Source organism: Streptomyces apricus, from assembly GCF_008369065.1.
GTDB classification, from domain to species: domain Bacteria; phylum Actinomycetota; class Actinomycetes; order Streptomycetales; family Streptomycetaceae; genus Streptomyces; species Streptomyces apricus.
In genome coordinates this window covers 1,077,705-1,090,942 of record NZ_VDFC01000046.1, presented here as the reverse complement: position 1 = coordinate 1,090,942, position 13,238 = coordinate 1,077,705, and the positions used below count along the sequence as shown (strand labels likewise).

Genomic DNA, 13,238 nt, shown 5'->3' with positions numbered 1-13,238 from the left:
GCCAGGCCGAACTCCCGGCCTGGAAGGAGGAACACAATGCCTCGCACCGCAAGGTCCGCGCCCGCGTGGAGCACGTCTTCGCCCGCATGAAGGGCTGGAAGATCCTCCGCGACTGCCGCCTGAAAGGCGACGGCGTTCACCACGCCACGCTCGGCATCGCCCGCCTGCACAACCTCGCCCTCGCCGGGTGACGCAGAAACCAGCAGGTCACCGAGCATGCCGTAGATCATTTACGGGACAACCCTTAGGTACCTAGGGGCGCGGGGAACTGCGCGAGCAACCCCCACCGGGCCGCACCCGGCGAACGACCCGCACTCCCCAGGGGCGCGGGGAACTGCGCAATCTTTTAGGGGGCCACAGGTCAGGCCCCCGCCCCGGTGGGCTCGTCAAGCATGCGGAGCAGCAGCTCCCGCAGGGACATCCGTTCCTCGCGCGACAGCGTCGCCAGCGGCTCCCGGGCGAACCGCAGGGACAGCCGCAGGCTCCGGGCCACCCGCCGCCCCTCCTCCGTGGCGGCGGCGAGCTTCACCCGCCGGTCCGAGGGATCGGGCCGCCGCTCGGCCAGCCCCCGCGCCTCCAGCCGGTCCACGATCCCGGTCACGTTCGACGGCTCGCACTTCAGCCGCTGCGCCAGCCGCCGCATCGGCAGCGGCTCCAGCGACAGCAGGCTCAGCAGCCGCGCCTGCGCCCCCGTCAGGGCGTGCTCCGCCGCCGCGTCCTCGTACTCCTCGTGGTAGCGGGCCACCACCGTGCCGATGAGGTCGACGACCTCAAGCGTCAGGGGGTCGAACGAGGGAGTCTGCTGGGTGCCCATGCCGACAGGCTACCCCGTTACTTGACATCCTGAAATATTCAGGAGCATGGTTGTTTCACCTACTGAAGCATCCTGGCGTACGCAACCGCCGGCGTACGCACACCGCTGTACCGATGTACCGAGAAGGGCGTCCCCCCATGACCGACACCGCCGCGCTCCCCGCCGTGAACCGCGAATGGCACCTCGCCAGCCGCCCGGTCGGCTGGCCGAAGCCGGAGGACTTCGCCCTGGTCGAGGCCGAGCTGAAGCAGCCCGGCCCGGGCCAGGTCCTGGTGCGCAACAAGCACCTCTCCGTGGACCCGTACATGCGCGGCCGCATGAGCGCCGCGAAGTCGTACGCCGCCCCCTACGAGCTGGGCAAGGCCATGCAGGGCGGCGCGGTCGGCGAGGTCGTCGCGTCGAACTCCGCGGACGTCGCCGTCGGCGACCACGTCCTGCACTCCTTCGGCTGGCGCGAGTACGCCACGTTCGACGCCAAGCACGCCGTCAAGGTGGACCCCCAGGCCGCGCCGCTCACCACGTACCTCGGTGTCCTCGGCATGACAGGCCTCACCGCGTACGCGGGCCTCCTGCGCACCGCCGCCTTCAAGGAGGGCGACGTCGTCTTCGTCTCCGGTGCCGCCGGCGCCGTGGGCAGCCAGGTCGGCCAGCTCGCGAAGCTCAAGGGCGCCTCACGGGTCATCGGCTCGGCCGGCTCCGACGAGAAGGTCGAGCTGCTCGTGAAGGAGTACGGCTTCGACGCGGCCTTCAACTACAAGAACGGCTCCGTGAGCGAGCAGCTCAGGAAGGCCGCCCCGGACGGGATCGACGTCTACTTCGACAACGTCGGCGGCGACCACCTGGAGGCGGCGGTCGGCTCCCTCAACCTGCACGGCCGGATCGCGGTCTGCGGGATGATCTCCGTGTACAACAACACGGAGCCCGCGCCCGGCCCGAAGAACCTCGCCCGCCTGATCGCGACCCGCGGCCGGATCGAGGGGTTCCTGGTCGGGGACCACTACGACCTGCAGCCGCAGTTCGTCGAGGAGGTCGGCCCCTGGGTCGCCTCCGGCGACCTCAAGTACCGCGAGACGGTGGTCGAGGGCATCGAGAACACCCTGGAGGCATTCCTCGGAGTCCTGAGGGGCGACAACACGGGCAAGATGATCGTCACGCTCTGAAAGCCAAAAGACTGCGCAGTTCCCCGCGCCCCTTCAGGGGCGCGGGGAACTGCGCGACCAGCCCCCACGCACCCGCACCCGACTCACAACCCCCGGTTCACGAGGTCGAGCGCACAGCGTGCGCCGCCGAGTGAACGGCCAGAACCAACCGCTGGTTCCAGGAACGGGTGCCACGTGTCGGCCGTGGCCTGGAACCCGAGCCCGTACGATTTGTGCGCCCGCGCCACCAGGTCGTACCCCACGGAGTGGATCTGCCCCACCTCCGCCACCGTGTCCGGCTTGAGCAGCGCCGCCCGCTCCCCGCTCCCGGCCCCGATCGCCGCCGCGTACATCCCGGCCAGCCCGCGCGCGGACGCGACCCCGCCGGCCGACGCCTGCCCGAGCGCGCGCACCGCGCGGTGGTTGGGGAAGTCGGCCAGCGGCACGGCGTCCGGCCCGTGCTCGTTGAACGCGATCGCGGCCAGCGTGTGCGGCCCCCGGGGCGTCGCGTCCAGCAGCGCCTGCTCCGGCGGGGTCGGCGCCATCGGCAGCACCGGCAGGTACCGGTGCTCCTCCGACTCCGGCAGCCCCAGGTGGAAGCCCAGCCCGTACGGGGCCCGCACCCGCTCCTCGTACACCTCCTGGAGCGTCCGGCCGGTGGCCCGCCGCACGACCTCGCCGGTGAGCGCGCCGATCACCAGCGCGTGGTAGCCGAAGGCCGTGCCGGGCCGCCAGAACGGCCGCTGCCCCGCGAGCCGTCCGGCGAGCACCCGGTCGTCGGTCAGCTCGTCCAGGGTGAAGCCCCCGTCCGTGCCGACCACGCCCGCCCGGTGGGCCAGCAGCTCCCGCAGCGTCACCGCGGACTTGCCCTCGGCCGCGAACTCCGGCCAGTAGTGCGCCACTTCGCGGTCCAGCTCCAGCACGCCGTCCTGCACGAGGAGGGCGACCACCAGATGGGCCGCCCCCTTGGAGGACGAGTAGACCCCGAACAGCGAGTCGCCGTCGGTGTCCGCGCCGGTCCAGAGATCGACGACCCGCCGCCCCCGTACGTACGCGCTCAACTGCCCCGCGTAATCCGGGCGTTCGGCGGCGACGACGGACGCGAACTCCTCGCGCACCCCCTCGTAGCCGTCGGCGACGGTGCCGTGGATCTCCTGTGCCATCCGTGCTCTCCTCAGACCGCTGGAACCCGGAAGTTCCGGATCCCTAGTTTCCTGTCCCCTGCGACACTGTCAGCAAGGCCCGTGCCACCTGGGGGAATTCCCCCTTGGGATGATCCCGGAAGAGCGGCTCCGTGCCGAACAGCACCGCGTGCGGTCCGCTCACCACCGAGGCCTGTCCCGCCGCCTGCGCGGGACCGCCGCCGCCGTCCTCCAGGGCGCGCCAGTGACCGGACACGAGCGGGTTGCCGCTCGCGTACGACTGCTCCACGCGCACCCCGGCGCCGAGGCCGGTGAACCACACCGGCGCGTAGACGAAGCTGTGACCGGGGGCGCCCGCGGCCGGCCCGCCGGGCGAGTTGACCACGCGCACCACGCCGTTGGCGTCCGGGTTGCCCTCCACCGCGTCGACCGCGAGGAGCCCCGCGGCGGCGTTGACGGCCGCTCCGGTGGCCCCGCGGCCCACCAGCCCCGCGCGCTCCAGGAAGGCGTCCAGGGCGGCGCGTGCGGCCGCGTCGAGGCGCGCCGGGTCCAGTCCGGAGGAGGCGAACAGGACGTCCGCCCGCGACCAGTCGAAGCCCGCGTTCAGCACGGCCGTGGACACCGGGACCACGTCGAAGTTCATCTCGCGCAGCGCGAACAGCTCGCCCGGCGTGACGGCCGCGGCGACCCGGACCCGCCGCAGCGGGGCGCCGCCGGTCTCCTTCGTCGCGTCGAAGGCCACGTCGTACGTTTTCGCGAGCGCCGCCGCCCGCCCGCGCGCCGAGGCGGGCACCACCGCGCTGCCGTCGGCCGCCCGCCGCACCGCGACGCCGTCCGCCAGCAGGGAGTTGAGCGCGGCGACCTCCCGGGCGTCGTCCAGGCGCAGCCGCAGCGTGCCGCGGGGCGCCACGTACCCGACCTTCGCGGCGGCGTGCACCGCCCGGTCCGGCACGTCGAGCCGCCCGGTCCGTACCGTCTCGACGGTCGCACCCCACAGCCGGCCGAGGCTCCAGCCGGAGATGTCGTACATCACCGACACCTTGCCGCTGATGTCGCGCCCGTCCGCCAGCATGACGTTCGCCATGCCGCGCTTGGGCTGGCGCAGGTCGACGACGTACGAGCCCTTCGCGTACGCCTTCCCGCCGAGCCGGAAGCCGGCCGTCGCCCGCCGCACCCGTACGTCGTTGGCGAGCAGGTGGTCGACGAGCCGGGCCGCGGCCGGCGCCGAGCGCTGGGCGACCGTGCCCCTGCCCCCGTCCGCCGGGATCACGTACGCGCGGGGGAAGTCCGTCGTGTAGACGTCCTCCGGGCCGATGCCCGGCACCCCCGGCACCGTCCCGGGCGAGACGGGGACCTGCGCGGCGCCCGTGACGCTCCGGCGGAAGACCTCGATCTGGTCGGCGAGGAGCGTGGCGCGGTGGGTGCGGGCGTGGTCCAGGCTCGCGCGCATCGCCGCGCCCGCGATCGCCACGTTGATCGCCGAGCGGCGGCGCAGCTCGGCGACGGGCAGCTCGTCGTACTCCTCGTTGTTGACGGCCATCGGGAACTCGACCGTGTGCGCGGCGACCGTGCCGTGGAACGGCATGTACTGCGGGGTGAAGATCGGCGGCCAGTCGTCCCAGCCCTCCTCCTGGTCCCGGAAGGGGATCTGGGCCGGCTCCACGCCGTCCTTCTCCGGCGTGTAGCCGAGGCCGTTGACGGCGGCCTCCATGCCGAGGGCGTTGGCGTAGGTGTTCTTCAGGAAGAGGTCGTACTCGTAGTTCTCGCCGTGCGGGGGAGTGGTCGGCTCGATGAGCGTGCCGTTGACGTATCCGTGCAGGTCGACCATGAGCGCGGGCTGCTTGTCGATGGCGATCTGCCGCATCGCCCGCGTCTCGGGCTGCGAGGCGGTCACGAAGTCCCGGTTGAGGTCGAACCCGTTGGCGTTGGCGCGGGTGCCGGCGATGCGGCCGTCCGGGTTCGCGGTGACGTTGAAGTACACGCGGTGGTGGGCGAGCAGGTCGGCGGTCGCCCTGTCCCCGGCGGTCGCGAGCTTCCCGATCAGCTTCAGGGAGGCGTCCGTGCCCTCCCACTCGTTGCCGTGGATGTTGTTGTTGAAGAAGACCGGCACCTTGTAGTCGCGCTTCACCGCCGGGTCCTTCGCGGCGACCGCGGGCGCGTTCTCGATCAGCTCGCGCATCCGCTCCTGGGCGCGCGCCTGCCGGGCCGACTCCGGCGCGGTGACGGTGACCAGGTAGAGGCGGTGCCCGCCGGCCGACCGGCCCGCGACCTCCACGCTCACCCGGTCGCCCAGGCGCTGCAGGGCGTTCAGCTCCGGCGCGATGCCGTGGTACGGGGTCAGCCCCAGCTTCACGGACCTGTCCGCCGGGTTCTCCGGTTCCGGGGGCAGCACCTGCTCGCGCGGATAGCCCCGTACGGTGTCCGCGTCGTCGGGGGCGAGCGCGGTGACCGGGGCGCTCAGGGCCCGGGCGGTGGCGTCCTCGGGCGCCCGGGCGGCCCCGCCGCCGGAGGGACCGGACCCCTCGCGGACCGGGCCCGGGCCCCCGGGCCGGGGGACGGGGTCGGCGAGGGCACCGCTCGGGGCGACCAGGAGCGAGGCCGCCGCGGTGACGGCGGCCGTGACGATCAGGGCGGGTCTCGGTAGGCGCACGTGTACCTCCACGGAGGGGGTCCGACACGGGTCACTTCRGTAGCGAGGTCTACCGGTTCGCTCCGCTGGCAACAATCCCTGCAGGGCTGGGGGCGGAAATTCGACTGCGGCCCGGTGGGGGCGGGCCGCGCAGTTCCCCGCGCCCCTGAGGGGCGCCCCTGAGGGGCGCGGGGAACTGCGCAATCTTTTAGGGGCGCGGGGAACTGCGCGAGCAACCCCCACCGGCCCGCAGCCAAAAAACACCGCACCCCCCGGTAGGGTGCACGCATGCGTGATCTAGGGGTCGGGTTCAAGTACTTGCTGCGCGGCCAGCGCTGGGTGGTCCGCCACGGGAAGCAGTTCGGCTTCGGACTCGTGCCCGGCCTCATCACCCTCGTGCTGTACGCCGCCGCCCTCACCGCCCTGGCCCTGTGGGGCGCCGACTTCACCGCCTGGGCGACCCCCTTCGCGGACGACTGGTCGAGCCCCTGGCTCGGCCTCTTCCGCGGCTTCCTGACCGGCGTCCTCTTCGCCCTCGCCCTGCTCCTGTCGGTGGTCACCTTCACCGCCGTCACGCTCGTCGTCGGCCAGCCCTTCTACGACAGCCTCTCCGAGAAGGTGGACCGGGACGTCTCCCCGGACGGCACGGCCCCCGAGTCGGGCCTGCCGCTCTGGCGCGAGCTGGTCATCTCCACCCGCGACAGCATCCGCATCGTGATCCGGGCGCTGATCTGGGGCGTGCTCCTGTTCGCGCTCGGGTTCGTCCCGTTCGTCGGCCAGACCGTCGTCCCGGTGATCGGCTTCTTCGTCACCGGCTTCTTCCTCACCGAGGAACTGACCTCGATCGCCCTGCAGCGCCGCGGCATCGTGGTCCGCGACCGCCTCGTCCTGCTCCGCGCCCGCAGGACGCTGGTCTGGGGCTTCGGCACCCCGCTGGCCCTCGCCTTCATCGTCCCCTTCGTCGCCGTCTTCCTGATGCCCGGCGCGGTCGCGGGCGCCACCCTGATGGCCCGCGACCTGCTGGGCGAGGAGACCCGCGAGGAGGGCGACGAGGAGAGCGGGGACCCGGGCCCCGCCGACCCCGCGCACTTCCTCAACGGCTGACGTCAGCCGGACGCCTCCGCCGCCACCTTCAGGATCGACCGCACCTGGGCGATGATGTCCAGCCGGTTCCGCACGAACTCGGCGTCGGTGACCGTCCCGCTCTCCGGGTCCGTGTTGTCCGCCCCGAACTCCAGCACCGGCGTGTGCACATGGCCGCCGGGCAGCGAGCCGCCCAGCCCGAGCCGGTCGCGCAGGAGCGTCGCACGGTACGCGATCTCGTTGGAGAGGTAGTTGCCGCCGCCGCCCGCCCGGGCCGTCGAGCCCGCCGTCGGCCCGTCGGGGCGCACCACGGCCGCCGTCCCGCCCGCCGGGATCTCGGTCACCGACGTGTTGTCGTACACCGGGAAGCGCCCGGTGTCGGCGGCGACGATGTCCGCGTACGGCAGGGTCGTCGTCGTCCACTGCGGCTGCGAGGCCGGGTCGGCCACCGGGACGGTCTCGGTGCGCGAGAGGTTCTCGTTGTCCGGGAAGCCGCCGCGCCAGGCCCCGTTGGTGCGCTCGACGTCGATACGGCCCACCCGGCCCTGGCTGACCGTCGTGAACAGGTCGATGCGGGGCAGGTGCGGGCGCAGCGTCCGCTCCACGGTGCCGTCGGCGAAGTCCTGCCAGCGGACCGGGAAGACGGCCGTCTCCACGCGCGCCGGGCCGTCCGCCGTCCTGATCACCGTGCCGTCCAGCGCCAGCGCGGTCGCCCCCGACGGGTTGGAGATCCGCACGTCCCGGTCGAGCGTGAACGGGTCGAAGCCCGTCACCAGGATCCGCTTGATCTTCTTCGAGTGCGGGTAGCGGATGGTGTCCTGGCCGCGCGAGGTCCGCTCCAGCGCGGCGATCAGCCGGGCGCGCTTCGCCTCCGTGAGCCCGAACTCGGGCTGCCACTGGCGTACTTCGCGGGTCAGGCCGAGCCGGGCCCAGTACAGCGGCCGGTCGTCGTCCCGGCTCAGGTCGCCGCCCGCGGGGCCGCGGCCCTGGGCCCGGTCCACCGCCCGCTGCCACAGCCGGGTGCCCTGCCGTTCGACCAGCCGCTCGGCCTGCGCGTACGAGCGTGCCGCGCCCAACGCCCGGGCGAACTCCGGTGCCACCGTGTCGAATCCGGACCGCCGCAGGATCTCCTGGGGCGCCGCCCGGTCGAGGCGCTGCTCCTCCACGGTGGGCGCGGCCGCGGGGTCCTGCGCGGCGGATGCGGGCGGTGCGGCGAATCCCGCCAGCAGTGCCAGGCCGAGGGCGCCGAGCCGAACACGTATGTACGTCAAGGTGGTTCAGGTCCTTCCGTCGCGAGGGGGGACGTCGTCGGATGGCGGCAGTATGCGTGACGGGAGGGACGCACGCCATGGTGCGTGACCCCTGGGGCCACGCACCCCTCGCTACGACCGGTCCTCGGCCGCGCCCTCACCCTCGGCCGCGCCCTCGCTCCCGGCGGCGCCCTCGCCCCCGGCCGCACCCCCGGTCTCGCCCAGCAGCGTGAGGAAGTCCCGGAACGCCGCAGGCATGTCCACCGACTCCGGTGCGAGCAGCCACTGGTACTGCAGCCCGTCCATCACCGCGACGAGCAGCGGGGCCGCCCGCTCCGGGGTGAGCCCGCTCGGCAGCCGCTCCCCGTACTCGCTGCGCAGCACCTGCGCCATGTTCGCCCGCACCGCCTCGTACCGCTCGGTGAAGAACCCGCGCGCCGGGTGCCCCTCCGTGACGCTCTCGCCGAGCAGCGCCGAGAAGGTCTGCACGATCCCGGGCCGCATGGCGTTGTACTCGACGAGCTGCCCGAGCAGTTCGAGCGGCCACCCGGTGCCGGGGACCGCGTCCCACTGGTCGCGCTCCGCCAGCACGGCGACCAGCAGCGCCTCTTTGGTGGGGAAGTGGTGCAGCAGCCCCTGCGGGGTGAGGGCGACCCGCTCGGCGACCGCCGCCAGGCTCGCGCCCCGGTACCCCCGCTCGGCGATCACCTCCAGCGCCGCCCGGAGGATCTCCGCGCGACGTTCCGTGCCCCTGGCCGACCTGGACGTCCCGCTCGTCATGACGCCACCGTACGACGGCCCGGGTCCGGCCGCGGCTTTTTGTCACACCGGGATAACGAAACCTACCGATCGACAGGCCGCGGATGCAGGATGGGGGGACGGATCGGACGTCGACGAGGAGGCACGGCCATGGCAGGAACCCGGCCCACCCCGGTGGACCAGGCACAGGCGGACCAGGCACAGGCGGACCGGACAGCGGCGGACCGGGCGCGCGAGGCGGTGGTCGAGGCGGCCCTCGCCGCCCTCGACCTGGACACGAAGGCGCGGCTGCTCGCCGGGCAGGACGTGTGGTCCCTGCCCGCGGTGCCGGAGATCGGACTGAAGTCGCTCGTCATGTCCGACGGCCCGATCGGCGTCCGGGGCGTGCGCTGGACCGCCGACGACCCGTCCGTCGCCCTGCCCTCCCCGACCGCGCTCGCCGCCGCCTGGGACCCCGCGCTGGCCCGCCGCGCGGGGCGCCTCCTCGCCCAGGAGGCCCGCCGCAAGGGTGTCCACGTCCTGCTCGCCCCCACGGTCAACCTGCACCGCTCACCGCTTGGCGGCCGCCACTTCGAGGCGTACAGCGAGGACCCGTACCTCACCGGACGGATCGGCACCGGCTACGTGACCGGCGTGCAGGAGGGCGGCGTCGGCACCACCGTCAAGCACTTCGTCGCCAACGACGCCGAGACCGACCGCTTCACCGTGGACAACCTGGTCCCGCCGCGCGCCCTGCGCGAGCTCTACCTGGCCCCCTTCGAGGCCATCGTCGAGAACGCCCGCCCCTGGGGCATCATGACCGCCTACAACACGGTCAACGGCACCACCATGACCGAGCACCACCACCTGGTGAACGAGGTCCTGCGCGGCGAATGGGGCTTCGACGGCTTCAACGTCTCCGACTGGACCGCCGCCCGCTCGACCGTCGGCGCCGTCGAGGGCGGCCTGGACGTCGCGATGCCCGGCCCGACCACCGTGTACGGGCCCGCGCTCGCCGCCGCCGTCCGGGCCGGCGAGACCGACGAGGCGACCGTCGACGAGGCCGTGCGCCGCGTCCTGCGCCTGGCCGCCCGCGTCGGCGCCCTGGAGGGCGCCGAACCGGTCGTCACCGACCTGCCCGAGGCGGTGGACGGGCCGGAGCTGGCCCGCGAGATCGCCCGCCGCTCCTTCGTCCTCGTACGCAACGAAGGCGCCCTCCCGCTCCCCGCCGGCCGCTCGGTGGCGCTCATCGGCGCCGCCGCCCGCGACGCCCGCGTCCTCGGCGGCGGCTCCGCCACCGTCTTCCCCGCCCGGACCGTCTCCCCGCTGGAGGGCCTCACCGCCGCCCTGCCCGAGGGCGCCCTGACGTACGCGCTCGGCGCCGACCCCAACCAGGAGCTCGCCCCCGCCGGCAAGGGCTTCGAGCTGCGCGCGGTCTGCCGCGACGCCGGGGGCACCGTCCTGGGCACCGGCTCCGCGCCGAGCGGCCACCTCCAGTGGATGGGCGACGACCTGCCCGACGGCGTCACCCACGACCGCCTCCACACCGTGGAGCTGACCGGCACCTTCACCCCGCGCGAGAGCGGCCCGCACACCTTCGGGATCAAGGGCATGGGCGCCTTCACGCTCACCGTCGACGGCACCGAGTACTTCGACGGGGTCCAGGGCACCGACACGGACGACCCGTTCGCGGCGTTCTTCGGCGACCCCGTGGAGCGCGCCACGGTCGAGCTGACGGCGGGCCGTCCCTACGAGGTCTCCCTGCGGCACGTGGTCGTCGTCCCCGACGACATGCCCATGCGGGTCGTCACCTTCACGCTCGCCCACCAGGAGCCCGTGCGCGACCCCGCCGAACTGATCGCCGAGGCCGTCGAGGCGGCCCGCGCCGCCGACACCGCGGTCGTCGTGGTCGCCACCACCGAGCGCGTCGAGTCCGAGGGCTTCGACCGCACGGACCTGCGCCTGCCGGGCCACCAGGACGACCTGGTGCACGCCGTCGCCGCCGCCAACCCGAACACCGTCGTGGTCGTCAACTCCGGCTCTCCGGTGGAGCTCCCGTGGCGCGACGAGGTCGCCGCGGTGCTCCTGTCCTGGTTCCCGGGCCAGGAGGGCGGCGCGGCCCTCGCCGACGTCCTCACCGGCGCCCACGAGCCCGGCGGCCGGCTCCCCACCACCTGGGGCTCGCTGGACTCCGCCCCGGTCACCCAGGTCACCCCCGAGAACGGCCAACTCCCGTACACCGAGGGCGTTTTCATCGGCTACCGGGCCTGGGAGAAGGAGGGCCGCACCCCGGCGTACCCCTTCGGCCACGGCCTCGGCTACACCGACTGGACGTACGACGCGATCGAGGTGACCGGCACGGCGGTCACGGTCCGCGTCACCAACACGGGCTCCCGCACCGGCCGCGAGACGATCCAGCTCTACGTGTCCCCGTCGACCCCGGACCCCGAGCGCCCGGCCCGCTGGCTGGCGGGCTTCGCGAACGTCGAGGCGGCCCCGGGGGAGTCGGTCCGCACCACCGTCGACCTCCCCGCCCGGGCCTTCGAGACCTGGGACGAGGAGTCCCGCACCTGGACCCCGATGAAGGGCACCTACGAAATCAAGGCCTCCCACAGCCTCACGGACCCGAGGCTGAAGACGACGATCACCATCTAGCCCCGAAAGGGGCGCGGGGAACGGCGCGGTCTTGTCGCTTTCAGGGGCGCGGGGAACGGCGCAGTCTTTTGTCTTTAGGGGCGCGGGGAACTGCGCGACCAGCCACGACGCACCCGCACCCGACCACGCAACCCTTCCGCGATCACTCCGCCGGCGTACGCGAGGTAACCCTCGCGTACGCCAGTTCAGCAAGCCGCGCCTGACCGTTCTTGCTCGGATGGAACCAGTCCCAGTGACTGAGCTGCGCCGTCCCGAACCGGTACTCGAAGACCGCCCCGCCGTCGAACCGGCACCGCCGGTCCTTCGCGCACACCTCCTCCAGCACCGTGTTGTACGACTCCACCCGGTCCTGCACCCGGTCCCGCCGCGACGTCGCCGCCGCGCTCAGCGAGTCGGCGTCCCCCAGCATCGACGGGCAGATCCCCAGCTTCCAGATCTGCTTCCCCATCGGGTTCGTCCGCCCCTGCGACCACAGCCGCTTCAGGTCGGGCACGCTGGACACGTACACCTGCGTCTTCGGCAGCGCGGACCGCAGCGTGTCCAGCGCGTCCTCGAACTGGGTGCGGAACTCCGCGACCGAGGTCATCGCGGACACCGAGGACCGGCAGGCGTCGTTCGCGCCGGCCATCACCGTCACCAGCTCGGGCCTGCGCGTCGCGGCCTGCGCCATCTGACCGGGCAGGTCGGCCATGCGGGAGCCGGTCGACGCGTAGTTCCAGCTGTTGCGCGCGGCCCCGGCCTTCCCCAGCAGCCGTACCGCGAGACTGTTCACCGCCGTGTCCGTGCCGGTCGCCCACGAGACCTCGGGGCAGTCGGACAGCACCGAGCAGGCGTCGAACCCGCGGGTGATCGAGTCGCCGACCGCGGCCAGCGAGGCCGGGCTGCGGTCCCAGGCCGGAGTGGGCTTCGGCGAGGGCTTGCGCACGGCCGTGCCGGACGGCCCGGGCGAGTCGCCGCCCACCGCGTCGCACCCGGTCAGTCCCGCCACGCCCACCAGCGCCGCCACGGCGGCCGCGACGAGGCCCCGCGAACGACGATCACGCTTGCGCATCCACAGTTCCCCTCGTTCGTCACGCAACGGCAGCCCGCCCCCAAGCGTCCTCCCGGGTGAAACCTCCGTGCTCATGGACGCCGGGACCGACGGTACGTCACACTCCCTGCACCGCCGCACGGTAGCCTCGCCACGTGGCTGCCCTGCCACTGAACGATCCGCCCAGCTGCAAAGTGCCCGCTCTGTCCGGAGGTCCCAGTGACGACACGTGGAGTTCTCTACGTGCACTCCGCGCCGCGCGCGCTGTGCCCGCACGTCGAGTGGGCCGTCGCGGGCGTGCTCGGCACCCGGGTCAGCCTCGACTGGATCCGGCAGCCCGCCGCGCCCGGCACCTGGAGATCCGAGTTCTCCTACCAGGCCCAGGCCGGCACCGCCTCCAAGCTCGCCTCGGCGCTGCGCGGCTGGCAGATGCTGCGCTTCGAGGTGACCGCCGAGCCGTGCGCCACCGCCGAGGGCGAGCGCTACAGCTGCACCCCCGAACTGGGCATCTTCCACGCGGTGACCGGCATCCACGGCGACATCCTGATCCCCGAGGACCGGCTGCGCGCCGCCCTGGCCCGCGCCCAGCAGGGCGAGACGCAACTGGAGTCGGAACTCCCCAAGCTCCTCGGCAAGCCCTGGGACGACGAACTGGAACCGTTCCGCTACGCAGGAGAAGGCGCCCCGGTCCGCTGGCTCCACCAGGTGGTCTAGCCCCGCACTTTCAGGGGCGCGGGGAACGGCGCAATCTTGTCGCT

Annotated in this window: 11 protein-coding genes; 5 read left to right on the top strand and 6 right to left on the bottom strand. The window is 73.2% G+C overall.

The genetic code is table 11. The features are described from left to right. Positions 1–191, top strand: a 191-nt coding sequence (locus FGF04_RS25065) for a transposase (RefSeq protein ID WP_149512347.1), incomplete at its 5' end; no start/stop codon positions are given. Between the two features lie 170 nt (positions 192–361). Here FGF04_RS25065 and FGF04_RS25060 read toward each other — a convergent pair. After that, positions 362–814, bottom strand: a complete 453-nt coding sequence (locus FGF04_RS25060; protein ID WP_149513511.1) for a MarR family winged helix-turn-helix transcriptional regulator — start codon at positions 812–814, stop codon at positions 362–364. Between the two features lie 137 nt (positions 815–951). Here FGF04_RS25060 and FGF04_RS25055 point away from each other — a divergent pair, with 137 nt between their 5' ends. Beyond that, a complete protein-coding gene (locus FGF04_RS25055; RefSeq protein WP_149513510.1) occupies positions 952–1,974 on the top strand; it encodes an NADP-dependent oxidoreductase in 1,023 nt (340 codons plus the stop codon). Positions 1,975–2,057: 83 nt separating this feature from the next. On the opposite strand, the gene FGF04_RS25050 is transcribed toward FGF04_RS25055, so the two are convergent. Beyond that, a complete protein-coding gene (locus FGF04_RS25050) occupies positions 2,058–3,116 on the bottom strand; it encodes a serine hydrolase domain-containing protein (protein WP_149513509.1) in 1,059 nt (352 codons plus the stop codon). 43 nt (positions 3,117–3,159) lie between these two features. Then, complete coding sequence (locus tag FGF04_RS25045) at positions 3,160–5,745, bottom strand: M14 family zinc carboxypeptidase (protein ID WP_149513508.1); 2,586 nt, start codon at positions 5,743–5,745, stop codon at positions 3,160–3,162. A gap of 267 nt (positions 5,746–6,012) precedes the next feature. On the opposite strand from FGF04_RS25045, the gene FGF04_RS25040 reads away from it, so the two are divergent. Then, positions 6,013–6,828, top strand: coding sequence for an EI24 domain-containing protein (locus FGF04_RS25040; protein ID WP_149513507.1), 816 nt, complete (start codon positions 6,013–6,015; stop codon positions 6,826–6,828). Between the two features lie 2 nt (positions 6,829–6,830). Here FGF04_RS25040 and FGF04_RS25035 read toward each other — a convergent pair whose 3' ends face one another. Then, entirely contained in the window at positions 6,831–8,078 is a 1,248-nt protein-coding gene (locus FGF04_RS25035; protein ID WP_149513506.1) for a pyroglutamyl-peptidase I family protein, read from the bottom strand. 111 nt (positions 8,079–8,189) lie between these two features. Continuing rightward, positions 8,190–8,837 carry a TetR/AcrR family transcriptional regulator gene (locus FGF04_RS25030; protein WP_149513505.1) on the bottom strand — a complete coding sequence of 216 codons (648 nt, stop codon included), beginning with the start codon at positions 8,835–8,837 and terminating at the stop codon, positions 8,190–8,192. A gap of 129 nt (positions 8,838–8,966) precedes the next feature. Here FGF04_RS25030 and FGF04_RS25025 point away from each other — a divergent pair, with 129 nt between their 5' ends. Further along, positions 8,967–11,450, top strand: a complete 2,484-nt coding sequence (locus FGF04_RS25025; protein ID WP_149513504.1) for a glycoside hydrolase family 3 protein — start codon at positions 8,967–8,969, stop codon at positions 11,448–11,450. A gap of 142 nt (positions 11,451–11,592) precedes the next feature. On the opposite strand, the gene FGF04_RS25020 is transcribed toward FGF04_RS25025, so the two are convergent. Then, positions 11,593–12,501: an SGNH/GDSL hydrolase family protein gene (locus FGF04_RS25020; RefSeq protein ID WP_149513503.1), complete on the bottom strand. Its 909-nt coding sequence runs from the start codon at positions 12,499–12,501 to the stop codon at positions 11,593–11,595. A 198-nt stretch (positions 12,502–12,699) separates the two neighbouring features. On the opposite strand from FGF04_RS25020, the gene FGF04_RS25015 reads away from it, so the two are divergent. Continuing rightward, a complete protein-coding gene (locus tag FGF04_RS25015) occupies positions 12,700–13,194 on the top strand; it encodes a DUF3145 domain-containing protein (RefSeq protein ID WP_149513502.1) in 495 nt (164 codons plus the stop codon). Positions 13,195–13,238: the final 44 nt, after the last annotated feature.

What these genes read in the sequence shown, in the direction of transcription:
- FGF04_RS25060 (WP_149513511.1), bottom strand. Translation starts at nt 814, where the DNA reads ATGGGCACCCAGCAGACTCCCTCGTTCGACCCCCTGACGCTTGAGGTC.
- FGF04_RS25055 (WP_149513510.1), top strand. Translation starts at nt 952, where the DNA reads ATGACCGACACCGCCGCGCTCCCCGCCGTGAACCGCGAATGGCACCTC.
- FGF04_RS25050 (WP_149513509.1), bottom strand. Translation starts at nt 3,116, where the DNA reads ATGGCACAGGAGATCCACGGCACCGTCGCCGACGGCTACGAGGGGGTG.
- FGF04_RS25040 (WP_149513507.1), top strand. Translation starts at nt 6,013, where the DNA reads ATGCGTGATCTAGGGGTCGGGTTCAAGTACTTGCTGCGCGGCCAGCGC.
- FGF04_RS25030 (WP_149513505.1), bottom strand. Translation starts at nt 8,837, where the DNA reads ATGACGAGCGGGACGTCCAGGTCGGCCAGGGGCACGGAACGTCGCGCG.
- FGF04_RS25025 (WP_149513504.1), top strand. Translation starts at nt 8,967, where the DNA reads ATGGCAGGAACCCGGCCCACCCCGGTGGACCAGGCACAGGCGGACCAG.
- FGF04_RS25020 (WP_149513503.1), bottom strand. Translation starts at nt 12,501, where the DNA reads ATGCGCAAGCGTGATCGTCGTTCGCGGGGCCTCGTCGCGGCCGCCGTG.